Annotated in this window: 23 protein-coding genes; 13 read left to right on the top strand and 10 right to left on the bottom strand. The window is 74.9% G+C overall.

What is annotated here, in order from left to right:
- Positions 1–87: 87 nt before the first annotated feature.
- The 4 genes from ABD352_RS29880 to ABD352_RS29895 all read left to right on the top strand — a co-directional run bounded on the left by ABD352_RS29880 (position 88) and on the right by ABD352_RS29895 (position 4,172).
- Positions 88–1,251, top strand: coding sequence for a sensor histidine kinase (locus ABD352_RS29880; protein WP_344615846.1), 1,164 nt, complete (start codon positions 88–90; stop codon positions 1,249–1,251).
- Positions 1,248–1,901: a response regulator gene (locus ABD352_RS29885; protein WP_344615847.1), complete on the top strand. Its 654-nt coding sequence runs from the start codon at positions 1,248–1,250 to the stop codon at positions 1,899–1,901. Before ABD352_RS29880 ends, ABD352_RS29885 begins: the two co-directional genes overlap by 4 nt.
- A 155-nt stretch (positions 1,902–2,056) precedes the next feature.
- On the top strand, positions 2,057–2,380 hold the full coding sequence (locus ABD352_RS29890; protein ID WP_344615848.1) for a PAS domain-containing protein: 324 nt from the start codon (positions 2,057–2,059) through the stop codon (positions 2,378–2,380).
- 142 nt (positions 2,381–2,522) lie between these two features.
- Positions 2,523–4,172 (top strand): methyl-accepting chemotaxis protein, encoded by a 1,650-nt coding sequence (locus tag ABD352_RS29895; RefSeq protein WP_344615849.1) that lies wholly within the window; start codon positions 2,523–2,525, stop codon positions 4,170–4,172.
- Between the two features lie 3 nt (positions 4,173–4,175).
- On the opposite strand, the gene ABD352_RS29900 is transcribed toward ABD352_RS29895, so the two are convergent.
- The 4 genes from ABD352_RS29900 to ABD352_RS29915 form a co-directional block, all read right to left on the bottom strand.
- Positions 4,176–5,711, bottom strand: a complete 1,536-nt coding sequence (locus ABD352_RS29900; RefSeq protein ID WP_344615850.1) for an FAD-dependent monooxygenase — start codon at positions 5,709–5,711, stop codon at positions 4,176–4,178.
- Positions 5,708–6,598 carry an alpha/beta fold hydrolase gene (locus ABD352_RS29905; RefSeq protein WP_344615851.1) on the bottom strand — a complete coding sequence of 297 codons (891 nt, stop codon included), beginning with the start codon at positions 6,596–6,598 and terminating at the stop codon, positions 5,708–5,710. Before ABD352_RS29905 ends, ABD352_RS29900 begins: the two co-directional genes overlap by 4 nt.
- Positions 6,599–6,632: 34 nt before the next feature.
- The gene (locus ABD352_RS29910; RefSeq protein WP_344615852.1) at positions 6,633–7,493 is read right to left on the bottom strand and encodes a fumarylacetoacetate hydrolase family protein; all 861 of its coding nucleotides are present in this window, start codon (positions 7,491–7,493) and stop codon (positions 6,633–6,635) included.
- Between the two features lie 72 nt (positions 7,494–7,565).
- Positions 7,566–8,312, bottom strand: coding sequence for a GntR family transcriptional regulator (locus ABD352_RS29915; RefSeq protein WP_344615853.1), 747 nt, complete (start codon positions 8,310–8,312; stop codon positions 7,566–7,568).
- Positions 8,313–8,407: 95 nt separating this feature from the next.
- Here ABD352_RS29915 and ABD352_RS29920 point away from each other — a divergent pair, with 95 nt between their 5' ends.
- The 5 genes from ABD352_RS29920 to ABD352_RS29940 all read left to right on the top strand — a co-directional run bounded on the left by ABD352_RS29920 (position 8,408) and on the right by ABD352_RS29940 (position 13,866).
- Positions 8,408–10,738, top strand: a complete 2,331-nt coding sequence (locus ABD352_RS29920) for a transketolase-like TK C-terminal-containing protein (RefSeq protein WP_344615854.1) — start codon at positions 8,408–8,410, stop codon at positions 10,736–10,738.
- A gap of 164 nt (positions 10,739–10,902) precedes the next feature.
- Positions 10,903–11,388, top strand: a complete 486-nt coding sequence (locus ABD352_RS29925) for a nuclear transport factor 2 family protein (RefSeq protein WP_344615855.1) — start codon at positions 10,903–10,905, stop codon at positions 11,386–11,388.
- Positions 11,389–11,399: 11 nt separating this feature from the next.
- Positions 11,400–11,825: an HIT family protein gene (locus tag ABD352_RS29930; RefSeq protein WP_344615856.1), complete on the top strand. Its 426-nt coding sequence runs from the start codon at positions 11,400–11,402 to the stop codon at positions 11,823–11,825.
- 2 nt (positions 11,826–11,827) lie between these two features.
- Complete coding sequence (locus tag ABD352_RS29935) at positions 11,828–12,949, top strand: amidohydrolase family protein (RefSeq protein ID WP_344615857.1); 1,122 nt, start codon at positions 11,828–11,830, stop codon at positions 12,947–12,949.
- Complete coding sequence (locus tag ABD352_RS29940) at positions 12,937–13,866, top strand: NmrA family NAD(P)-binding protein (protein ID WP_344615858.1); 930 nt, start codon at positions 12,937–12,939, stop codon at positions 13,864–13,866. The genes ABD352_RS29935 and ABD352_RS29940 overlap by 13 nt, the downstream gene beginning before the upstream one ends.
- Here ABD352_RS29940 and ABD352_RS29945 read toward each other — a convergent pair.
- From ABD352_RS29945 to ABD352_RS29960, 4 genes are all read right to left on the bottom strand, one after another.
- The gene (locus ABD352_RS29945) at positions 13,844–15,061 is read right to left on the bottom strand and encodes an MFS transporter (protein ID WP_344615859.1); all 1,218 of its coding nucleotides are present in this window, start codon (positions 15,059–15,061) and stop codon (positions 13,844–13,846) included. The two genes, ABD352_RS29940 and ABD352_RS29945, sit on opposite strands and share 23 nt — an antisense overlap.
- Before the next feature lie 29 nt (positions 15,062–15,090).
- Positions 15,091–16,101: a LacI family DNA-binding transcriptional regulator gene (locus ABD352_RS29950; RefSeq protein WP_344615860.1), complete on the bottom strand. Its 1,011-nt coding sequence runs from the start codon at positions 16,099–16,101 to the stop codon at positions 15,091–15,093.
- A 50-nt stretch (positions 16,102–16,151) separates the two neighbouring features.
- Positions 16,152–16,304, bottom strand: coding sequence for a hypothetical protein (locus tag ABD352_RS29955; protein WP_344615861.1), 153 nt, complete (start codon positions 16,302–16,304; stop codon positions 16,152–16,154).
- Between the two features lie 91 nt (positions 16,305–16,395).
- On the bottom strand, positions 16,396–17,349 hold the full coding sequence (locus ABD352_RS29960; RefSeq protein WP_344615862.1) for a septum formation family protein: 954 nt from the start codon (positions 17,347–17,349) through the stop codon (positions 16,396–16,398).
- A 159-nt stretch (positions 17,350–17,508) separates the two neighbouring features.
- Between ABD352_RS29960 and ABD352_RS29965 the strand changes: the two genes are divergently transcribed.
- A complete protein-coding gene (locus ABD352_RS29965) occupies positions 17,509–18,717 on the top strand; it encodes an SDR family oxidoreductase (protein ID WP_344615863.1) in 1,209 nt (402 codons plus the stop codon).
- Between the two features lie 88 nt (positions 18,718–18,805).
- Here the strand turns inward: ABD352_RS29965 and ABD352_RS29970 are convergent, their stop codons facing one another.
- Entirely contained in the window at positions 18,806–19,675 is an 870-nt protein-coding gene (locus ABD352_RS29970) for an LLM class flavin-dependent oxidoreductase (protein ID WP_344615864.1), read from the bottom strand.
- A gap of 68 nt (positions 19,676–19,743) precedes the next feature.
- Here ABD352_RS29970 and ABD352_RS29975 point away from each other — a divergent pair, with 68 nt between their 5' ends.
- Both ABD352_RS29975 and ABD352_RS29980 read left to right on the top strand, forming a co-directional pair.
- Complete coding sequence (locus ABD352_RS29975) at positions 19,744–20,313, top strand: TetR/AcrR family transcriptional regulator (RefSeq protein ID WP_344615865.1); 570 nt, start codon at positions 19,744–19,746, stop codon at positions 20,311–20,313.
- A 13-nt stretch (positions 20,314–20,326) separates the two neighbouring features.
- A complete protein-coding gene (locus ABD352_RS29980) occupies positions 20,327–20,992 on the top strand; it encodes a hypothetical protein (protein ID WP_344615866.1) in 666 nt (221 codons plus the stop codon).
- On the opposite strand, the gene ABD352_RS29985 is transcribed toward ABD352_RS29980, so the two are convergent.
- Positions 20,984–21,967: a DUF2332 domain-containing protein gene (locus ABD352_RS29985; RefSeq protein WP_344615867.1), complete on the bottom strand. Its 984-nt coding sequence runs from the start codon at positions 21,965–21,967 to the stop codon at positions 20,984–20,986. The two genes, ABD352_RS29980 and ABD352_RS29985, sit on opposite strands and share 9 nt — an antisense overlap.
- 43 nt (positions 21,968–22,010) lie before the next feature.
- Between ABD352_RS29985 and ABD352_RS29990 the strand changes: the two genes are divergently transcribed.
- Positions 22,011–22,278, top strand: a 268-nt coding sequence (locus ABD352_RS29990; protein ID WP_344615868.1) for a hypothetical protein, incomplete at its 3' end; no start/stop codon positions are given.

Below are 22,278 nucleotides of genomic sequence, written 5' to 3' on the forward strand. Positions count from 1 at the left end.
GTCCGCCGCGCGGCGGACGCGGACCGGTCACGCTGTCCGTCGCGTGGGCGACCCGGGCGGCTACCGGGGCGTTCTACGATCGCCGCCATGCCCCGCGCCGCGCTCATCGTCCCTGCCAGTGCCGCGGCCACCCTGGCCGTGGTCGGCGCCGCCGAGATCCTGCTCGACGCGCAGTTCTCCGCCGCACCGGCCGCACCCGCCGCGGCGCTGGCCGCCGTGGCCGGCGGGATGCTGCTCGCCGCCTGGCGGCCGGTCGCCGGCGCGGCGGTGGTGGGGCTCGCGTTCCCGATCGCGGTCCTCGGCGGGCTGCACGGGCCGACCGGCGCGGCGGTGCTCGGGTTCTTCGCCGCGCCCGGCTGGGCCGGCTACCGGATCGTTCGGGCCCGCACGTCCCTGCTCGCCCCGCTGGCCGTGCAGCTGCTGGCCAGCCTCGGCACCTGGGTGGCCGGGCGGGCGTCCGGCTCGACCGTGGCCGGGCTGGGCAGCCAGGCCTGGGAGAACCTGTTCTTCGGGCTGATGGCCTGGGGCGCGTGGGGCGTCGGACGGCTGGCCCGGCACCTGCGCGACCGCGCCGAGCTGCTCGCCCGGCTCAACACCGCGCTGGACGCCGAGCGGGAGGCCCGCGAGCACGCCGCCGTCGCGCAGGAGCGCCAGCGCATCGCCCGCGACATGCACGACGCCGTCGCGCACTCGATCAGCGTGATGGTGCTGCAGATCGGGGCCGTGCGCAGCACCCTGCCGGTGGGCACGGCGCAGGCCGAGATGATGACCGGCATCGAGCGGCTCGGCCGGGAGTCGGTGCAGGAGCTGCGCGGGCTGGTCGGGCTGCTGCGGGAGGCGGCCGCGCGGGAGCCGGCGCCGCCGCCGTCGCTGGCCCGGGCGGAGGACCTGGTGGCCGAGGTCCGGGCCGCGGGGCTGCCGGTCGAGCTGCGCGTGGACGGCGACCTCGAGGGCATTCCGCGGGCGCAGGACATCTCGGCGTACCGCGTGCTGCAGGAGGCCCTCACGAACGTCCTGCGCCACGCCGGGCCCGCCCGGACGACGGTGCGGGTGCGCCGCGACCCCGGCAGCGTGGCCCTGACGGTCGACAACGATGCCGGCACCGGTACGGCGGGAGAGTCCCCCGGCGGATTCGGGCTGATCGGCATGCGGGAACGGGTGGCCGCCTGCTCCGGCACGCTCGCGGCGGGACCCCGGCCCGGCGGCTACACGGTCGAGGCGGTCTTCCCGCTCGCTAGGGTGGCCCCATGATCCGGGTCCTGGTCGTCGACGACGAGGCGATGATCCGGGCCGGGCTGCGGATGCTGCTGGACCACCAGCCCGACATCGAGGTCGTGGGCGAGGCCGACGACGGCGAGCGGGCCGTCGCCGAGGTCCGCCGCACCGAGCCCGACGTGGTCCTGCTCGACGTGCGGATGCCGCGCACCGACGGCATCGCCGCGGCCCGGCAGATCCTGGCGTCCTCGGCCGCCCGGGTGATCATCCTGACCACGTTCGACGAGGACGAGGCGGTCCGCCAGGCGCTGCGGGCCGGGGTGAGCGGCTTCCTGCTCAAGGTCGCCCCGCCGGAGCAGCTCGTGCACGCCGTGCGCACGGTCGCGGCCGGCCAGGCGCTGCTCGACCCGGCGGTGACGCTGCGGGTCATCGAGTCCTACGCGTCCGCCGCGCTGGCCGACCCGCGGGCCGCGGCCCGGCTGGCCGACCTCACCGAGCGGGAGGCCGAGGTGCTGCGGCTGGTCGCCCGCGGCCGGTCCAACGCCGAGATCGCCGCGGAGCTCTACCTCGGCGAGGCGACGGTGAAGACCTACGTGTCGCGGATGCTCACCAAGCTCGGGTTGCGCGACAGGGTCCAGGCGGTTGCCTTCGCGTACGAGAGCGGCCTGATCCGCCCCGGGGCTTGAGTCCGGGCCGGCCCGGCCGATGCTCGGGTCATGGCCGAAGCGAGGATCGAACCGTCGGAGCTGGACGCGCTACTGGACGCGACGCTCGCGCGGTCCCCGGACGCGACGAGGAGTCCGTCGCCGAGCACGACGCGATCCGCCCCCGGCTGGTCACCGTGCGCAAGGACCACGCCGCCGTGATCATCGGCGCCGACCCGGCGGTCCAGCGGGTGCTCGGCTGGAGCGCGCAGGAGCTGACCGGCCGCCGCGCCATCGACCTGGTCCACCCCGACGACCGGCAGCGGGCCATCGCCGCCTGGATGGACCTGCTCGCCACCCCGCACGGCGAGGCCCGCCGCATCCGGCTGCGCCACCTGCACCGCGACGGCCGGACGCCGTCGAGGCCGCCGCGCTGGACGTGGGCGGCCTGCCGCTGCATCCGAAGGCGAGCGTCGGCGTGGCCTGGACCCGCCCGGGCGGCCTCGGCGCCGACGCGCTGATCGCCCACGCGGACTCGAAGATGTACGAGCAGAAGAAGGTCACGATCCCGGCGTCCCGCCGCCGCGAAGTCCGATTTTGATCAGATCCACGCCGGATCGGCCGATCGGCTCGGAGGAGTACGCGCGAGGTTGGGGTGGGAACGTGACTGGGCAGAGCACCGATATCCAGGTGACGGTGCCGCGGGACCGGCTGACCGGATGGCTGTCCGACCGCAGCCTGTCGGCGCGCAACGCGCTCATCGTCGGGGTGGTGACGCTGGTCGCGATCATCATCGGCACCGTGTCGCTGAACACGATGATCGGGATGCGCAGCGACGTGCGCAACCTCAAGAGTCACAACGTGGACAGCCTCACCCAGCTCGCCGAGCTGCGCGGCGACGTCGGCGCCATGTACCGGACGCTGCTGGTCTACATCCTGTCCGCGTACACCCCGAACCCGAGTCAGCAGGCTGTCACGGCGGCCCGGGACGCGATCACGGCCAACGACAATCAGATCGACGCCGTGCTCGCGGCGTACCGCACGGCCGCGAGCGACTCGCCGCAGCGACTCGCCGCGGCCGGCACCCTCGAACAGGCGATCGCCCAGTACCGGCAGCTGCGCGACGCCGCCTTCCTGAGCGCCGACGCGTCGGCCACGCCGTCGGCGGCGCAGCAACAGCAGGCGGAGCAGATCGAGAGCGCCCTGCTCGCGGCCGTCGAGAACGTCCAGCGGCTGGAGCAGTCCGAGGCGCAGATCCGCGCCGCGCAGGTCGACCAGCGCTTCCGCGACGCCCGCACCGCGATGATCGTGTCGTACGCCATCGGCGCCCTCCTCGCCGTCGTGCTCGTCGTCTGGGCCGCCCGGCTGACCCGTCGGCAGCTGCACAGCGTGTCGTCGGCCCTGGGCGCCGTCGCCGTCGGCGACCTGACCCGGCCGGCCGAGGTCCGCGGCCGCGACGAGCTCGGCCGGATGGCCGCCGCGGTCAACGAGGCCCGCACGGGCCTGCTGTCCATGGCCGCGTCGCTGACGTCGGGCTCGCGCACCCTCGGGCAGAGCTCCGACCGGCTCACCGGGGTCACCCGCTCGCTGGCCGGCAGCGCGTCGGAGGCGGCCCGCCAGGCCGGCCTCGTCGCGTCGTCCGCCGGCGACGTCTCGTCCAACACCCAGGCCGCCGCGGCCGGCGCCGACGAGATGGACGCCTCGATCCGCGAGATCGCCCGCAACGCCTCCGAGGCGGTCAGCGTCGCCGCCGAGGCGGTACAGGTGGCCGCGGCCACGAGCAACACCGTGTCGCAGCTCGGCGCGTCGTCGGCGGAGATCGGCAACATCATCGCCACCATCACCGCGATCGCCACCCAGACCAACCTGCTCGCCCTCAACGCCACCATCGAGGCGGCCCGGGCCGGCGCGGCCGGCAAGGGCTTCGCCGTCGTGGCCAGCGAGGTCAAGGACCTGGCCCAGGAGACGGCCCGGGCGACCGGGCAGATCTCCGAGCAGATCAGCGCGATCCAGACGGACACCGCCGAGGCGATCGAGGCGATCAACCGGATCTCCTCGATCATCACCCGGATCAACGAGTACCAGCTCACCATCGCCGCCGCGGTCGAGCAGCAGAGCGCGACGACGGAGGAGATGAGCCGCAGCGTCGCCGACACCGCCCAGTCCTCGACCGACATCGCCACCAACATCTCCGGGGTCGCGCGGGCCGCCCACGAGACGACCGCCAACCTCGCGGAGGCCGACACCGCCGTGGCCGAGCTGACCCACCTCAGCGGCGAGCTGCAGCAGCTGGCGGGCCGCTTCCGGATCTGAGGCCTATGCCCCTCGCACCAGGTCGATGACGTCCGCCGGCGGCGCCTCGTCGCCCTGCCAGGCGATGTGCTGGTCGGGCCGGACGAGGACGAGGCCGGCGGCGAACCGGCCGCGGACCCCGTGCCCGCGCAGGTCGAGCACCGTGAGCGGGACGCCGCGGTCGCGCGCGGCCCGCTCGAGGGGCCCGGGGTCGGCCTCGCCCAGCACCAGCACCGTGTAGCCGGGGCCGAGGGTGTCGTACAGCGACCTGCCCGGCGCCAGCCACAGGTGCGGCAGCCGCGTGCCGGCGCCCTGCGCCACGATCGGCGAGCCCTCGAGCCCCGCGTCGAGAACCAGCTCCAGCGAGTGGAACTCGGCGTGCTTGGTGGCCTGGATGCGATCGCCCGCCGCGGCCCGGGCCGCCTCGCCGGCCGCGTCGGCGTCGTCGAGGTTCGCGGCGAGCAGCTCGGTCGACAGCACGGCCATGTTCGCGGTCGCCTCCGCGATGACCCGCCGCTGGATCGGCCGGCGCTCGGCCTCGTAGCTGTCCAGCAGCGCCGGGCCGGCCCAGCCGCCGAGGACCGCGGCGAGCTTCCAGCCGATGTCGACGGCGTCGCCGAGGCCGGTGTTGAGGCCGTGGCCGCCGAAGGGCGGGTTGAGGTGCGCGGCGTCGCCGGCCAGGAATACCCGGCCGACCCGCATGCGGTCCGCGAGCTGCATGCGGGCGGTCCACGGGTCGGTGGAGAGCACCCGCGCCTCGACGGGCCGGCCGGCGGCCGCGTCGATGATGCGGCGGGTCTCGCGCTCGCCGGACTCCCGGTCCACGCCCAGGGCGATGATCCACCACGTGCCGTCGCGGTCGATCGGGCCCATGAGCGCGGGCGCCTCCGGGTTGATGATCCAGTAGTGCACGGCCGGGCCGTGCCGGACGTGCTCCCACAGGCCGGGTGCCTCGAACACCATGCCGAAGTTGGGGCGCAGCGCCTGGCCGCCCTCGTACCGCGCGCCGATCTGCTCCCGGACGGTACTGCGCGGGCCGTCGCAGCCGATCAGGTACTCGGCGTCGACCTCGCGCCGCCCGCCCGCCTCGTCGAGCAGCCCCACCCGCACCCCGGCGCCGTCCTGCTCGACGGTGTCGACCCGCCAGCCGGTGGCGAGGGTGCAGGCCGGCAGCCCGGCCACGGTGGCCCGCAGCAACTCCTCCAGGACGTACTGCGGTGCCTGCTGGCCGAGCTCGGCGAACCGGTCCCCGTCGGGGCTCAGCCCGAGCACGCCGGTGAACCGCGAGAGCTCCCGCCCGGCCAGCGAGGTGCAGAACACGACGTCCTGGGACCAGGAGACCGGCAGCGGCGCCTCGGCCCGCAGCCGGTCGGCGATGCCCCACCGGCGCAGGTGCTCCATCGACCGGACGTTGATGGTCTTGCAGCGGGGCCGGGCGTGGGAGACGGCGGTCCGGGGCTCGACGACGAGGCACGCGACGCCGCGCCGGCCGAGCTCGACGGCGGCGGCGAGGCCGACCGGGCCCCCGCCGCCGATGACGACCGGCACCCGCCCGGTCACCGGCGCTCGTCCCAGAGCGCGCACTCCTCGGCGAAGGCGAGCTGGCGCAGGTGCAGCGCGTGGCCCAGGGTGTGGTGGTCGATGCTGTGCCCGGTACCGCGGGCCACGCTCGCCTCCACGAACGGCGCCGCGGTCAGCATGGCGGCGAACCGGGCCACGTGCTCGGGGGCGCTGTCCCACAGCAGGTCGTGCTCGGCGAGGGCGTTGTGGACCGGCACCCGCACGTGCGGGGCGAGGCCGGGGAGGCGCTCGACGGGCCAGCGGGGCGCCTGGATCAGCTCCCGGACGGGTACCGGGGCGTAGGAGCCGTGCGCGGCGGCGACGGCGTCCGCGCCGTACGTCCCCTCGGGCCCGAACATGACCTTGTCCCGCTCCTCGTAGGGCAGGTCGACGGTGGCGTCGGCGGGCAGCTGGGCGAGCGCGTCGGCGGCGCCGTTGGCGTTGATGACGGCGCCCATGCCGGTGACGGACAGGCCGGCGAGGCGGAAGCTGGGCTGGGCGGCGGCGATCATCACGGCGATCATCCCGCCGATGGAGTGCCCGACGAGGAAGACACGCCCGGCGCCGAGGCGGTCGGCGGCCTGGGCGATCGCGGCGTCGAGCAGCTCGGCGTGGCGGTCGAAGGTGTTGCCGGCCGGGTCGAGGGCGGTGCTGGCGCCGTAACCGGGGCGGTCGAAGCTGACCACCCGGTAGCCGGCGGCGACGGCGGTGTCGAGGAACGAGCCGCGGGCGGAGCCGGGCACGTCGAAGTAGCGGCCGTTGTACGTCCCGCCGGGCAGGGCGGCGATCAGCGGCCGGCGGGGGTCGGGGTCGGCCGGCCCGGCGGTGAGCGCCGTGATGGTCAGGCCGTCCACGGAGAACTGCATGATGTCGCGTCGTACGCCCATCGTTGGACTCCTTGCTAGAGGCTCGCGCGAATTGCTAGAGGCTCGCGCGAAGCGCGGGGTGTGTGAAGCGGTGGCGCATCTCGCCGATGCCCTCGATGCGGGTGGTCAGCTCGTCGCCGACCTGCAGCAGGCGCGGCGGCCGGCGGGCGATGCCGACGCCCTTCGGCGTGCCGGTGAAGATCAGGTCGCCGGGCAGCAGCGGCAGTACCGCGGACAGATGCTCCACGAGCTGCGGGATCGTGAAGATCATGTCGGCGGTGCGGCCCCGCTGCATCGCCTCGCCGTTGACGTCGCACCCGATGGCGATGTCGTCGGGGTCCGCGAACTCGTCGACGGTGACCAGCGCCGGCCCGATGGGGGCGAAGCCGGCGAAGGACTTGCCGAGGCTGAACTGCGGGGTGGGCCCGGCCGACTGCAGCTCCCGCTCGGAGAGGTCCTGGCCGGCGGTGAGCCCGGCGACGTGCTCCCAGGCCCGGGCGGCCGGCACGCGCTCGGCCCGGCGCCCGATGACGGCGACCAGCTCGACCTCGAAGTCCACGGACCCGGCCGGCCGGGCGATGTTCCCGTGCGGCCCGGTGATGCTGGCCGGGAACTTGGTGAAGACCAGCGGCCGCTCGGGCAGGGCGAGCCCGGCCTCGGCGGCGTGGTCGCGGTAGTTGAGCCCGATCGCGAACACCTGCGGCGGCCGGGGGACCGGCGGGCCGAGGCGGCCGGGCTCGACGGCCAGCTCGCCGGGGCCGTCGTAGGCGCGGGCCCAGCCGGCGAACTCGTCCCAGCGCTCGTACACGGCCTGGACGTCGGCCCCGAACCGCCCGTCGCTGGCCTTCTCGACGTCGGCGGCCCGGTCGTGGCCCACGCCGAGGGCGAGACGGTGGTCGAGGTTGAAGATGCGCATGGCGGGCACCGTAGCCCTTATATGTGATAACAACAAGAGGCGCGGTGGATCGGGTGCCGGCTGCGGCCGGGGTCAGTCCTCGTGATGCGCGCGGCGCCGCCGGCCGTGGCCCGACGGGGCGGGGGTGGCCGGGTCGCGCAGGGCCAGCAGGGCGATCTGCTCGTTGTGGGCGAGGTGCTGGTGCACGGCGGCCGCGACCACCTCGGGGTCGCGCTGGCGGAACGCGTCGAGCAGTTCCTGGTGGGCCCGCTCGCGCCGCCAGTGCTCGTCCGGGTCGGGGTCGAGCCGGCCGAAGCCGATGCGGATGTAGCGCTCCGCGGCCCGCCACAGGGTCAGCAGGATGCGCACGTCCCAGCTGGTCGCGGCGGGCGCCAGCAGGGCCAGGTGGAACTCGTGGTGCGCCTCGTAGATCTCGTGGATGGTGCGCTGCTCGTCGCCGAACTCCACCACGTCGTGCTGCAGGCGGTCCAGGTCGGCGGGGGAGAGCAGGCGGCAGGAGCGCTGGGCGATCTCCGGCTCCAGGCGGCGGCGCAGGCGGTAGATGCTCTGCAGCTCCTCCAGGTCCAGCGGGGCCACCACGGCGCTGCGGCCCGGGCGCATGTGCACCAGGCCCTGGCTCTCCAGGCTGCGCAGCGCCTCCCGCACGGGGATGATGCTGACCTGCAGCTGCTCGGCGATCTCGCGCAGCGAGAACTCCCGGCCCGGGGCCAGGTCGCCGGCCAGGATCGAGCGCCGCAGCTCGGCCATGACCTGCTCGGCGACCGACCGGGACTCGATCGGGCGGACCACCGCAGCAGAGCGCTCCAACATCGCCTCCATCCGCACGTCGTGCGGCATCAACTATAACGGCGCGAACCTCTGGACATCGTCAGGCGGGTAGTTGTTATATGTGATCACAACCTCGGAGGTGCAAGATGACGGTGACCGCGGCAGAGGCCGGGATCGCGCATCAGGACCGGTCGGCCGTGCTGCGCGAGGTGGAGCAGCGGGTGCTCTGGCTCGCCACGGCGATCGTCGACCACGCGAACCGGGTGCGGCCCAACGCGAGCGGCCTCAAGGTCGGCGGCCACCAGGCGTCCAGCGCCTCGATGGCGACCATCATGACCGCGCTGTGGTTCGAGCACCTGACCCCGGCCGACCGGGTGTCGGTGAAGCCGCACGCCTCGCCGCTCCTGCACGCCATCAACTACCTGCTCGGCGAGCTCGACGAGCGCTACCTGAGCACCCTGCGCGCCTTCGGCGGCCTGCAGAGCTACCCCAGCCGGGTGAAGGACCCGGACCCGGTCGACTACTCCACCGGCTCGGTCGGCATCGGTGCGACCGCCCCGATCTGGGGCGCCCTGGCCCGCCGCTACGTCAACGGCCTGGACGCCTCCGCGGGCACCGGGCGCCAGTACTCGCTGGTCGGCGACGCCGAGCTGGACGAGGGCGCCTGCTGGGAGGCGATCCTCGACCCGATGGTGGCCGGCCTCGGCGAGGTGTGCTGGATCGTCGACCTCAACCGCCAGTCCCTCGACCGGGTCGTGCCGCACCTGGCCGCGACCCGGCTGCGCCAGATGTTCGAGGCGGCCGGCTGGCAGGTGCTGACCGCCAAGTACGGCCGGCTGCTCGGCGAGCTGTTCGCCCGCCCCGGCGGCGAGGGCCTGCGCCACCGGCTCGACACGATGTCCAACGCCGAGTTCCAGCGCCTGCTGCGCTGCGGCCCGTCGCAGCTGCGCGAGCGCCTCCCCGGGGACGGCCCGGGCGCCCCGGCGCTGCGGGAGTTCCTCGCCCCCCTCGACGACGCCACCCTGCTCGCGGCCGTGCGCAACCTCGGCGGCCACGACCTGCGGACCCTCGGCGACACGCTCGCCGCCATCGACGACGGGCGGCCGACGGTCGTCTTCGCCTACACCATCAAGGGATACGGCCTGGCCACCGAGGGCCACCCGCAGAACCACTCCTCGATGCTCACCGCCACCCAGCTCGGGCAGCTCGCCGAGCGCGTCGGCATGTCCGTGGACGCGCCCTGGGCCCGTTTCCCGGCCGCCTCCGCCCCCGGCAGGCTGTGCGCGGAGGCCGCCCGGCGGCTGCGCCGGTCGCCCGGCGCGGGCGCCGCCCCGCCGCCGGTGCCGGCCGACCTCGGCCGGACCCCGGCGGGGACCGCCTCGACCCAGGCGGGGCTGGGCCGGGCGCTGCTCGACCTGACCCGCCAGGCGCCCGACGCGGCCCGCCGGGTGGTGACCGTGGCCCCCGACGTGGCCTCCTCGACCAACCTCGGCGGCTGGATCAACAAGGTCGGCGTCTGGTCCGCCGACGCCCGCCCGGACTGGTTCGACGACGACCCGGAGACGATCCTGCACTGGCGGGAGCGCCCCTCCGGCCAGCACGTCGAGCTCGGCATCGCCGAGGTCAACCTGGTCGGGCTGCTCGGCGAGCTCGGTGCCACCTGGAGCCGCTGGGGCCGGCCGCTGCTGCCGATCGGCGTGCTCTACGACCCCTTCGTCGAGCGGGCCCTCGAGCCGTGGTCGTTCGGCATCTACGCGGGCGGCCAGTCGATCCTGGTCGGCACGCCGTCCGGGGTGTCCCTCGCCCCCGAGGGCGGGGCGCACCAGTCCATCAAGACCCCGTCCATCGGCGTCGAGCAGCCCGGCTGCGTGAGCTACGAGCCGGCCTTCGCCATCGACCTCGAGTGGACGCTGCTGGCCAGCCTCGGCCGGCTGGGGCGGCCGGGGGGCGGCTCGGCGTACCTGCGGCTCTCCTCGCGCCCGGTCGACCAGGGCCTCGCCGCGGTGCCCGCCGATCCGGCCGCCCGGGAGCGCCGCCGCCGGCAGGTGGTCGCCGGTGCCTATCCGCTGCGGCGAGCCGAAGGGCCGCCGGCGGTGACCATCGCCGCCATGGGGGCGATGGTGCCCGAGGCCCTCGCCGCCGCCGAACGCCTCGCCGGGCTCGGGCTGGCCGCCGACGTCGTCTGCGTGACCAGCCCCGGCCTGCTCTTCGAGGCCGTGCAGGCGCGGGCCGGGCTGGGCGGCGGCGCCGAGGACTGGGTCCTGGACGCCGCGTTCCCCGCCGGGCGGGCGGCGCCCCTGGTGACCGTCCTCGACGGGCACCCGCACACCCTGGCGTTCCTGGCCGGGCTGCATCGCGTGCCGGGTCGCCACCTCGGGGTCACCCGCTTCGGGCAGTCCGGGGACCTCGAGGACGTGTACCGGTACCACGGAATCGACACCGACAGCATCGTGCGCGTCGCGCTCGATCTCGGCTGACCGTTGTTGTTATCACATATATTTGGTAGCGTCGGCGCGCGCCGGGGCGGCCGTTTCACACCCCACCGCCGGGCTCATCTGACAGCCTCGGCTCAGCGCACCTGGTCCCCTGAGCACACCCCGAGAGACCTGATCACACCCCAAGAGATCGGAGTACCGCCGACATGACGTCCCATGACGCGCTCTCGCGCGAGGAGATCATCGCCCGCAACCTCGCCGTCGTGGAGGACCACTTCCACAACGAGACCCCCGAGACCATCGACCAGGCGATCGCCGGCTACGCCGAGAACATCGTGTGGGAGGTGCCGGCCCGCGGCCTCGTCCTGCGCGACAAGGAGGAGGTCAAGCAGGAGTACCTGCGCATCTTCGGCTCGATGCAGATCCACAAGATCACCAACCTGTACCGGTTCGCGACCGAGGAGTGGGTCTTCGACGACAGCATCTTCGAGTGGACGATCACCGGCGACGGCTTCCGCAACTGCCCGTTCCCGGTCGGCACCACGGTCAGCATCCGCCTCCTGCACGCGTTCCAGTGCGTCGACGGCAAGATCTGCCGCGAGAACGGCTACGAGATCTGGCGCCGCATCGACGACACCGCCCGCGTCAACGACGACATTCCCGAGGGCGCGCACGTCGAGGTCTTCTCCTGATGTCGTGCCTCATGTGTGAGCTCGAAGGCGCCGACGCCGAGGCCGTCGTCTTCCGCGACGAGGACTGGGCCGCGGAGCTCGTGCGCGGCTACGACGTGCCCGGCTGGTTCATCCTGCGGGCCCGCCGCCACGCCGAGCGCATCACCGGGCTCGGCCCGGCCGAGCTCGCCTCGTTCGGGCCGCGGGCGCGCGACCTCATCGCGGCCGTCACCGAGGTCACGGGGGCGCCGACGACGTACCTCATGAGCTTCGGCGAGAACTACGCCCACTTCCACGCCCTCGTCGCCGCCCGCGGCGAGGACGTCCCGGCGCGGCTGCGGGCCGGCAACATCCTGCAGCTGCGGGGCGACCGTGCCGACTACGGCGCCGCGGCGGCGCTCGTCCCGGCCGTGCGGGCCGCGTACGAGAGGCTCGCCGCCGCGGCCGGGATCGGCTGAGCGTGGCCGCCACCGCCATCACGGGCGTCCGGGTCTTCGACGGCGCCGGGCTGCGCGGCCCGGAGACCGTCGTGATCCGCGACGGGCTCATCGCCGCCGGCCCCGCCCCGGACGGCGCCGAGGTCGTCGACGGGGCGGGCGGCGCGTTGCTGCCCGGCCTCATCGACACCCACGTCCACGTCAGCAGCGAGGAGCACCTGCGGGCCTGCGCCGCCGCCGGGGTGAGCACCGTGCTGGACATGGCGGCGCCGCACTTCGAGGCCACCATGGCGCTCAAGGGCCGGCCCGGGCTGCCGTCGCTGCTCAGCGCCGGCCGCCCGGCCAGCGGCCCCGGCTCGATGTTCGTCACCACCATGGGCTTCCCGGCCTCGACCGCGGTCACCGGCCCGGGCGACGCCGAGCGGTTCGTCGCCGACCGGGTCGCCGACGGCTCCGACTACGTCAAGATCATCGTCGAGGACCCGCGGATCCCGAAGGCCAGGCCGCTCGCCGCCGACACGGTGGCCGCCGTCGTGGCGGCCGCGCACGCGGCGGGGCTGCGCACGGTCGCCCACGTCGTCAGCGCCGGCACCCTGCACCTGGCGGTGGCCGCCGGCGTCGACGTCGTCACGCACACCGCCCTCACCAGCGGCCTGGACGCGCAGACCCAACGGCTGCTCGCCGACCGGCCGGTGGCCATCATCCCGACCCTGGCGATGATGGACGGCGTGGCCCGCAACATCGGCGGCAAGCCCGCGATGCGGGCCCTGTCGCTGGTGCTGCCGGCGCTGCGGATGCGCTACCGGCACGCCGAGGCCACCGTCGCGAGCTTCCGCGCGGCGGGCCGGGCCGTGCTGGCCGGCACCGACGCCAATGACGACCCGCGCACCCCGTTCCAGCCCCGCCACGGGGAGGCGCTGCACGACGAGCTGCGCCGGCTCGTCCGCGCCGGCCTCACCCCGGCCGAGGCGCTGCGGGGCGCCACCTCCCTCGCCGCGGCCACGTTCGGGCTCGCCGACCGCGGCGTCATCGAGCCCGGGCGCCGGGCCGACCTCGTCCTCGTCGCCGGCGACCCGACCCGCGACATCGCCGCGACCCGCGCCATCCGCGGCGTCTGGATCGGAGGCCTGCGGTGCTCCTCGTGACCGCCGCCAACGGCAACCAGGGCAAGCTGCTCGTGCCGAAGCTGCTCGCCGCCGGCCACGCCGTGCGCGCCTGCGTGCGGTCCGAGGCGTCGGCGGCACGCCTGCGCGCGATCGGGGTCGCCGACGTCGTCGTCGGAGACCTCGCCGACCCCGCCGTGGCGCGGGCCGCGGTGCGGGGGGCCGGCATGGTGTACCACGTCGGCCCCACCATCCATCCGAGCGAGCGCGCGATGGGCCTCGCCGTGGTCGACGCCTGCCGGGCCGAAGGGGTCCGGCACATGGTGTTCAGCTCCGTGCTGCACGCCATCACGACCGACCTCGTGCAGCACGAGATCAAGCGGGACGTCGAGGAGCACCTGCTCTCCTCGGGCCTGGAGTTCACCATCCTGCAGCCCGCCAACTACATGCTGCCGCTCAAGCTGCGCCCCGTCTTCGAGCGCGGCGTCTTCGAGCTGTCGTGGTCCCTCGAGCGCCGCCAGTCCCTCGTCGACCTCGACGACGTGACCGACGTGGTCGCGGCCGTGTTCGCCGACCCGGCCCGCCACGCCGGCGCCACCTACGAGCTGGTGGGCCCCGGCCGGTACACCGCGCACGAGCTCGGCGCCATCATCGCCCGCGTGCTGGGCCGCCCGATCGAGGTCCGCCGGATCGACGCCGACACCTACCTCAAGGCATGGGTGGGCGACGCCGACCCGGGCGAGGTCACCCATCAGCTGCGCGTCCTGCGCGCGATCACCGCCCGCTACAGCTCCCACGACTTCGTCGGCAACCCCAACGTGCTGACCTGGCTGCTGGGCCGTCCCCCGACCACGTTCGAGGCGTTCGTACGCCGTGAGCTCTCCCGGGTCCGCCGCGACGCGCAACGCCCGGACGAGATCGGCGTGACGTCCCGCTTCAACGACCTGATGCGGGGCTAGCCTCTTCGGCCGCCCGGGCTTCCGCCGCTCCTTCGGGGGGCTGCCGGCGGGTCGCTCCGGCGATCAGGACGGCGACGGCCTGGAGGGCGGCCACGACGAGCAGGGCCCGCAGTACCGTGACGCGGTCGCCGAGCATCCCGATCAGCGGCGGCCCGGCGAAGGAGGCCACCTTGCCCAGCGTGGAGACGACGGTGACCCGGGCGGCCGCATGGCGGGGGTCGTCCGCGCCGGCGCTCATGCCGACCGGGTACCCGAAGGCCGTGCCTACGCCCCACAGCAGCGCCCCGGCCAGGGCCACCGCCAGGTTGGGGCCGAAGACGAACAGCAGCAGCCCGGCGATGGTGACCAGGCCCAGCGCGCGCAGCACGGCGACCCGGCCGAACCGGTCGAGCAGGCCGCCGCCGAACCAGCGCAGGGCGGTCGTGGCGGCGAGGTAGAGGGCGTACCCGAGGCTGCCGACCGCGGCCGCCGCGCCGTGGCCATCGATGAGCGCGACCCCGATCCAGTCGCCGGCGGCGCCCTCGCCGAACGCGAACGTGAGCACGAACAGCCCGATGAGGATGGTCCGCGGCTCCCGCCAGGCCCGCAGCGCGGCCGGCGGCAGCGCGGCGCCCGGAGTGGGGGCCGCATGGGCGTCGGGCAGGTAGTCGCGGGCGCCGAGGTACACAGCCGCCGCGACCAGCACCGCGGCCGCGCACAGGTGGACCGGGACCGGCACCCGCAGCGAGACCAGGCCGGCGGCGACCCCGGCGCCGGCGACCGTCCCGGCGGCGAACGCGGCGTGGAACCGGGGCATGATCGACCGCCCGAGGCGCCGCTCGACCTCGGCCCCCTGGACGTTCATGGCCACGTCCCAGACCGAGGTGGCGAACCCGATGAGCAGTAGCCCGGCGACGAGCACCCACAGCCCGCCCGCCCCGCCCAGCCCGGTGACGAACAGCCCGGCGCTGGCGACGACCCCGGCGACCTGGACCGTGCGGCGCTGCCCGAGCCGGGCGAGCACCGGCCCGGAGAACGGCCGGGAGACCAGCGAGCCGGCGGCCGCCCCGAGCAGTACCCAGCCGAGCCGGGCCGGCTCGAGGTGGAGGTGGTCGCGCAGCTGCGGGATGCGGGCGATCCAGCTGGCGAGCATGAAGCCACAGGCGGCGAACACGACGTACGTGGCCCGGGTGGCGGCGCGGAGCGGCTCGGACATGGCCCGGGACGCTAGGCCCGAGAGCGCTCTCAGGTAAAGCGCCCCGCGGCGGTGCTCTGGCGCAGCACCGGGGCGACCGGGAACAGCTCGCGGTGGCCGGCCGGGACGTCCCCGCCCAGCAGGAGCCGGGTGGCGGCGGCCGCCATGTCCTCCACCGGCACGCGCATGGTGCTCAGCGGCGGGTTGGCGCAGACCGCGGCCAGGCTGTCGTCGAAGCCCATGATGCTGACGTCCCCGGGCACGCGGCGCCCGGCGGCGGTGATCGCCTGCACGGCCCCGGCGGCCATGAGGTCGCACGACACGAAGAGCGCGTCCAGGCCGGGGTGCTCCTGCAGCAGCCGGGCGGCGGTGTCGTGGCCGTGCTCGCGCACGAAGTCGCCGCCGGGGGTGCCGAGGTCGGGCAGGCCCAGGTCGCGCACGGCCCGCTCGTAGCCGGCCCGGCGGTCCACGGCGCAGGTGCTGGCCTCGGGTCCGTGGATGGCGGCGATGCGCCGCCGGCCGAGGCGGTGGAGGTGCTCGACCGCCGCGTACGCCCCGGCGGCGTTGTCCACCTCGACTGACGGCACCGATGCGGCGGTGGTCACCATCGAGACCGACCGCCGGCACCGGCGGTGGAACCGGGCGGCCTGCGCCGGCTCGAGATTGGTCAGCACCGCCCCGACGGTGGCCTGCGCCGCGATCGTGTCGAGCGCCTCGGTGGCGCCGGAGGCCCCGACGGCGTGCAGCCGCAGGTGTACGTCGGTCCCCTCCAGCACCGACATGACCCCCGCGAGCACGCGGCTGTAGTAGGGGTGCACGCCCAGCCAGCCGAGCCCGGGCGTGTACGTCACGGCCACCACGTCCACCGCCCGCGGCCGCCCCGAGGCCAGCGCCCGGGCCGTCTGGTTCGGCAGGTACCCCAGCTCGGCCACCGCCGCCCGCACCCGGGCCCGCAGCGGCTCGGACGCGCCCGGCTCGTCGTTGATCACCCGGGACACGGTCGCGCGCGACACACCGGCGGCCCGGGCGACGTCCTCGATGGTCGGCCTGGGGGTGCTCATCCCCACATCACACCACGCCCGCCCGCCGCCGTCTCCGGCTGCTCCGGTGTTCAGGACTTTCCGGCGCCGCCCGCGGCGCGCGGTAGCCGCCGGCCGCGCACCTGCGCGCCACGCTGCCAGATCAGCCGGTCGAGGCCGGCCGGGTGCGGCGGGGCCGGCAGCTCGGCGAGGATCTCGCGGCGGGCCGTGCCGGCGGCCGACACCCGATCCCGGTAGTCGCGGAAGACCTGGACCTCGCCGTTGGGCCAGCAGCGCGGGGCCGGACCGGCAAACGAGTTTCCACGGGTGGACGGATCACGCCGGGAGGGGGGCCTGCCCGAGTCCCTTGAGGCTGGCGTGGACCGGGTGCTTGTACGGCACCGTCACGAAGCACCGCTCGTGATGGTCGCCGGACTGCCAGTGGTTCTGGCTCATGTTGTACCAGGCGACCTGGACGTCGGAGCGGCTCTTGAGCTGCGACTGGGTCAGCCCGAGGAACGCGGCCTCCTTGGCCCGGCAGGCGTCGGCCATCATGGTGTGGAGCTTGTCGTCGGCCGGGAGCGTGGTGCCGGGGACGACGACGCTGCCGGTGTACTCAGCGCCGTGCGGCTGCGCGCAGTCGATCGGGTTCATCGCGGACATGTGCTGGTAGAAGCCGTCGGACCGCTCCTCCGCGATGACCTCGAGGCAGTGCAACGCCGACGGCGCCGCGCCGGCCAGCGCGCCCTTGAGCGAGCCCTTGCGCAACGCCATCATGCCGCTCCCGGTGGCACTGCCGTAGACCGTGCACACGTACGTGCGCTGCCCGCCGCCCCACGGGGTCTTCGTCGGCAGCTGCACGTCGATGCCGAGCAGCCCGTCGTGCCAGTCCCCGCCGACGTAGTCGTCGGCGGCGTCCCCGCACGCGGCGTACGCGGCCTGGTACCCCGCGCTCCCCGGCTCGGGCGGCGCCGCGGCGGCCGCGGCCGGGCCCTCGACGGTCCCGACGAGCACGACTTCCAGCGCATGCTGCGCATCGCACGCAATCGGCGTAGCCCGGTAGAAATGTGATTCGAAGGGCGAGCGCGGCTCGCTCTTGAGGCACTGCCCGACGTCCGGTACCTCGAAGGTGGGCGCCGCGAGCGGCCGCCAGTCGTCGGTGAGGTCCCCGTCGGTGCCGGCCGGCGGCGCCTGGCACGCGGTCGTCCCCAGCACGAGCGCGGCCACCGCCACGAACCGCGCAGCCTTGTTCACCGTTGTTGCCCCCGTCTTGTTCGCGCGGCGGTGCACCGCCTGCACCTTCCGCAGCCGCGCCCCGCGCAATGTCGATGAAGAGCGTCAGCAGCGGCACCGGTTTTGTCAACGCCCGGCACCCGCATGATCGGACGGTGGCCGGGTAGCGCCGTCGCCGAAGGCATCTGGGCGGACGCAGGGAAAGGGAGGCCCGCCATGACGTCGGCGGATCGTAACCATGACCGTGACTACGGCCGCGGTGCGGCCGAGGAGGGCTTCGGTGCCCCGTTCACCCCTGCCGAGGAGGTGGGGACCGGGGAGTTCTTCGAGGAGGAGGCGCAGCGGCGGGGGACCGGCGGGCCGCCGGCCGAGCCGGGCGGTAACGGGGCGCGCAGGAGGCTCGGGGGACCGCGGCTGCGTCCCATCGAGGAGCAGACCGTGGTCATCACCGGCGCGTCGAGCGGCATCGGACTGGTGACCGCGCGGATGGCGGCGGCGCGCGGCGCCCGCCTGGTTCTCGTCGCCCGGAACGAGGAGGCCCTGCGCACGCTGTGCGACGAGATCCAGGAAGCGGGCGGCGAGGCGGCGTTCGTGGTGGCCGACGTCGGCCGCCGGGACGACGTGGCCCGCGTGGCCCGGACCGCCGTGGAGACGTTCGGTGGCTTCGACACGTGGGTCAACAACGCCGGCGTGTCGATCTTCGGCCAGAGCTGGGACGTCTCGCTGGACGACATGCACCGGGTGTTCGACACCGTGTTCTGGGGCGTCGTGCACGGCTCGCGGGCCGCCGTGGAGCAGTTCCGCGACACCGGGCGGCCGGGCGCGATCATCAACGTGGGCAGCTTCCTCGGCGAGCGCGCCACCCCCGTGCAGGCCACGTACGGCAGCGCCAAGTCCGCCGTGCACGGGTTCACCGAGGCACTGCGGATCGAGGTCGCCGCGGCGCGGCTGCCGGTCTCGGTCACGCTCGTGCACCCCGGCCGGATCGACACGCCGTACAACGAGCACGCCGAGAGCTACCTGGCCGGCCAGCCGGCCCACCGGGGCATGCTCTACCCGCCGGAGGCGGTCGCCGGGGCGATCCTGTACGCCGCCGCGCACCCGAAGCGCGACCTGTACGTCGGCGGGCAGGCGAAGGTCCTGACGGCGCTGGCCAACGTCGCGCCGAAGCTGACGGACCGCATGATACGCCGGTACGCGTACTGGTCGCAGCGCACGGACCGGCCGTCGGCGCCCCGCGAGGCGAGCGCGTTGTGGCACGCCGGCGACGACCTGCACGAGCGGGGCTCGCACGAGGGCTGGGTCCGCCGGCGCAGCTACTACGTCGTGGCGAGCACCCATCCGGTGGTCGCGAGCACGATGGCGCTCGCGGCGGCGGCCGGCGCGACGACGCTGGTGCTGCGCCGGATGCGCGACCGCTGGTAAGGCGGTGTAGCCCCGTCGAACCAGCGAGGACGCCCCGCGGCGGCAGACCGGCCGCCGCCCGGCGTCCTCGCGGCGTCCTTGCCCAGGGTCACGGCAGGTGGGGGCGGATCAGCTCGTCGGCCACCCAGGCGGCGACGCCGGCCGGGTAGGCCGACGCGATGCTCAGCACGAAGTGGCGGAAGCCGGCGTCGAGGGCCTCGGCGACGGCCGACCGGGTCGTGGACGGCCGGTCGTAGGAGACCGGCAGGTGGATGGAGCGCACGACGTCGGCCGGGTCGCGGCCGATGTCCTCGCAGTACCGGTCCAGCAACGCACTGCGTTCGGTGACGTCGGCGATGTCGCCGCCCGGGATGTTCCAGATGTCGGCGTGCTCGGCGACCACGCGCAGAGTGGCCTTCGAGCGGCCGCCGATCAGGATCGGCGGGTGGGGGTGCTGGACGGGCTTGGGGTTGCCGAAGGCGCCGCGCAGGTGGAGGTGTGCGCCGTCGTGGTCGAACGGCGCCGGCGACGTCCACAGGCGCTTGATGACCTCGCAGGCCTCGGACAGCCGGGCGGTGGCCTCGGCGGTGTCGTGGAAGGGCAGGCCGTGGGCCTCGTACTCGCGGCGGGCCAGGGGGTGGTCGGGCCGGGAGCCGACGCCGATGCCCAGGTCGAGGCGGCCGCCGGAGACGATGTCGACCGTGGTGGCCATCTTGGCGAGCAGGGCCGGCGGGCGGAAGCGGTTGCTGGTCACCAGCAGGCCGAGGCGCAGGCGGGCGGTCCGGGCGGCGAGGGCGGACAGCAGGGTCCAGCCCTCGAAGGCCGGGCCGTCCGGGTCGCCGAAGATGGGCAGGAGGTGGTCGTAGAGCCAGGCGTGCCCGATGGCCTCGACCGCGTCGGCCTCCTGCCAGACGCGCAGGATCTCGTCGTAGCCGACCTGGGCCGGGGCCGTCATGATGCCGAAGGTTGGGGTGGACATCAGCGCCTCCGCTAGGATTGCAAGACGGAACCATGTTCCGCTATCGACGATACGGAACGAGGTTCCGATTGGCAAACGAAGCGACAACCGAGCCGCGCAAGCGGGCGGACGCCCGGCGCAACGAGACGGCGCTGCTGGACGCGGCCGCGGCCGCCTTCGTGGCGGCGGGGGTCGAGGCGCCCGTGCGCGACATCGCGGCCCGCGCCGGCGTCGGGGTGGGCACGGTGTACCGCCACTTCCCGACCCGCGCCGAGCTCGTCGTCGCCGTGTACCGCCACCAGATCGAGGCGTGCGCCGAGGCCGGCCTGAACGCGACGCACGAGCCGTACGCGGCCCTCGTCGGCTGGATCGACCTGTTCGTCGACCTGCTGGTGACCAAGCACGGGCTGGCCGCCGCGCTGCGCTCCGACAGCGCCCAGTTCGAGTCGCTGCACGCGTACTTCCTCGACCGGCTCGTCCCGGTCTGCACCCGCCTGCTCGACGCGGCGGCGGCGGCCGGGGAGATCCGGGCCGACCTCGACGCGTACCAGCTCATGCGGGGCGTCGGCAACCTGTGCATCGGCGCGGAGAGCGATACTCGCTACGATGCCCGCCGGCTGGTCGCCGTGCTGCTCGCCGGCCTGCGTCGACCGAACTGACAGGAGGACGTCCATGCGCATCGCCGCGCGGTTCAACGGCCCGCCCGGGTCCGGCAACGGGGGGTACGCCTGCGGCCTGCTCGCCACCGAGCTCGGCCTCGGCCCGGTCGAGGTCACGCTGCGCCGCCCGCCGCCGCTGGAGACCGACCTGACCGTCGTGCGGGCCGAGGCCGGCGGCCGCGCCATGTCCGGCGACGAGCTGATCGCGGAGGCCCGGCAGGTCGCTGCGGACAACCCCGCAGTCGTACCGCACGTGTCGCTCGACGCCGCCGCGGAGATCTCGAAGGAGTACCCCGGCCTGCGCGACCACCCGTTCCCGACGTGCTACGTGTGCGGCCCCGACCGGGCCGACGGCCTGGCGCTGTTCCCGGGCATCCTGCCCGACGGCCGCACCGCCACCCCGTGGCACGTGTCCGGCGACGTCTCCGCGGTGATGATGTGGGCCGCGCTGGACTGCCCCGGCGGCTGGTCGGTCATCGGGCCGAACGGCGGCCGCCCGTACGTCCTCGGCCGCCTCGCCGCCTGGATCGACGACCTGCCGGAGCCCGGCGACACCTGCGTGGTGGTGGGCGCGCACCTCGGCGGCGAGGGGCGCAAGGCCGACGTGCTGTCCACTGTCTACAGTCCGAAGGGGACGGTGCTGGCGACGGCCCGAGCCACCTGGATCGCGCTACCGTAGCCCGCCGGCGAACGGCCGCAGCCACGCCCCGTGCAGCGCGGCGTAGGCCAGCGGCCGTTCGTCGAGCATCAGCGCGTAGGAGACCGCCCCGGCGGGCGGCTCCTCCGGCAGTCGCGGGGCCAGCTCGGGGAAGACCGAGGGCAGCTCCTGCGACAGCCAGTGCCCGTCGAGCCCGCGCATCCGCGCGACGAACGCCGACCGGGCCGGCTCCGGCACGTAGTCGACCACCGCGGTGTGGAACACCACCAGCGTGGCGTCCGCCGGAGCCTCGGCGACGAGCGCGTCGATGCGCTCGTTGAGGTCGCCGGCCACCACCCGCGGCGGTTCGCGCCGGGCCACCGTCAGGGCCGCGTCGAGGCGCTCGCGCCGCTCCTGCTGCTCGGGCCAGACCAGCGCCCGCAGCCAGTTCACGTCGTCCTCGTCGGTGACGTCGAGCGGGTTGAGGTCGATCCCGGCCCGCCAGGCCACCCGCACCGCGCCGGGCCCGACCCGCGGCGCCGGCCCGTCGACCCGGCACCGCAGCCGCACCGGGCTGTCCGGATCGCCGGCGGTGGCCGTGGCGCCGTCGGCGGCGGTGTAGTCGTACCGGTACAGATCGGGAAGCAGGCACAGCCCGGCGGACGCGCCGACCTCGATCAGGGCCAGTGGCTGCGGGAGAACGGCCAGGATCGGGTAGAGCGCCGCGCACCGCCCGGCCTCGTTCGTCTGCGTGCGCCGGGACAGCATCGTGGCTACGACCTCGTCGGCGTGGCCGAGCACGGTGGCCTTGAAGTCCGCGAACCCCCGCGGCACCCCGCCGGCCAGCCGCGCCGCGGCGAGGAGGAGGTTGGGCTGCCGCTTCGGCGCCGGGAGCCCGTCGAGCAGGCCCAGGATCTCGTCGTCCCCGGCCACGCCCCGGGCCAGCTGTTCGTACAGCGGCGAGCTGCCCCGGGCCATCGAGTCGGCGAAGAACAGGTACTCCGCGGCGGTCGACATGCCGCCGAGTCTATGGCCGCGGGCTCGTTGGAGAATGGGCGTCATGGCATACGTGGCGATCGCCACCCTGCTCGGGGCGCTTGTCGGAATCGCGGAGTTCTTCGGCACGTACGACCACAACGGGCTCGTCGCCCTCGGGGTGGCCGGGGTCGTGGCGGTGGCCGGGATGGTGGTCGCGGTCGCGCGGGCGTGGCGCGAGGAGCCGGCCCGGCGGGTCGTGTCGGGGCTGGTCATGGCGGTGCTGCTGGCCGGCGGCGGGCCGGCCGACCCGGTCGCGGCCGGGTTCGCCGCGCGGCCCGGGGAGGCGGCCC

The organism is Dactylosporangium salmoneum (assembly GCF_039532525.1).
GTDB lineage: Bacteria > Actinomycetota > Actinomycetes > Mycobacteriales > Micromonosporaceae > Dactylosporangium > Dactylosporangium salmoneum.

Coding starts and splice junctions, on each gene's coding strand:
- ABD352_RS29880 (WP_344615846.1), top strand. CDS start 88: ATGCCCCGCGCCGCGCTCATCGTCCCTGCCAGTGCCGCGGCCACCCTG.
- ABD352_RS29885 (WP_344615847.1), top strand. CDS start 1,248: ATGATCCGGGTCCTGGTCGTCGACGACGAGGCGATGATCCGGGCCGGG.
- ABD352_RS29905 (WP_344615851.1), bottom strand. CDS start 6,598: ATGGGCGTACGACGCGACATCATGCAGTTCTCCGTGGACGGCCTGACC.
- ABD352_RS29910 (WP_344615852.1), bottom strand. CDS start 7,493: ATGCGCATCTTCAACCTCGACCACCGTCTCGCCCTCGGCGTGGGCCAC.
- ABD352_RS29915 (WP_344615853.1), bottom strand. CDS start 8,312: ATGGAGGCGATGTTGGAGCGCTCTGCTGCGGTGGTCCGCCCGATCGAG.
- ABD352_RS29920 (WP_344615854.1), top strand. CDS start 8,408: ATGACGGTGACCGCGGCAGAGGCCGGGATCGCGCATCAGGACCGGTCG.
- ABD352_RS29925 (WP_344615855.1), top strand. CDS start 10,903: ATGACGTCCCATGACGCGCTCTCGCGCGAGGAGATCATCGCCCGCAAC.
- ABD352_RS29930 (WP_344615856.1), top strand. CDS start 11,400: ATGTGTGAGCTCGAAGGCGCCGACGCCGAGGCCGTCGTCTTCCGCGAC.
- ABD352_RS29945 (WP_344615859.1), bottom strand. CDS start 15,061: ATGTCCGAGCCGCTCCGCGCCGCCACCCGGGCCACGTACGTCGTGTTC.
- ABD352_RS29950 (WP_344615860.1), bottom strand. CDS start 16,101: ATGAGCACCCCCAGGCCGACCATCGAGGACGTCGCCCGGGCCGCCGGT.
- ABD352_RS29965 (WP_344615863.1), top strand. CDS start 17,509: ATGACGTCGGCGGATCGTAACCATGACCGTGACTACGGCCGCGGTGCG.
- ABD352_RS29970 (WP_344615864.1), bottom strand. CDS start 19,675: ATGTCCACCCCAACCTTCGGCATCATGACGGCCCCGGCCCAGGTCGGC.
- ABD352_RS29980 (WP_344615866.1), top strand. CDS start 20,327: ATGCGCATCGCCGCGCGGTTCAACGGCCCGCCCGGGTCCGGCAACGGG.
- ABD352_RS29985 (WP_344615867.1), bottom strand. CDS start 21,967: ATGTCGACCGCCGCGGAGTACCTGTTCTTCGCCGACTCGATGGCCCGG.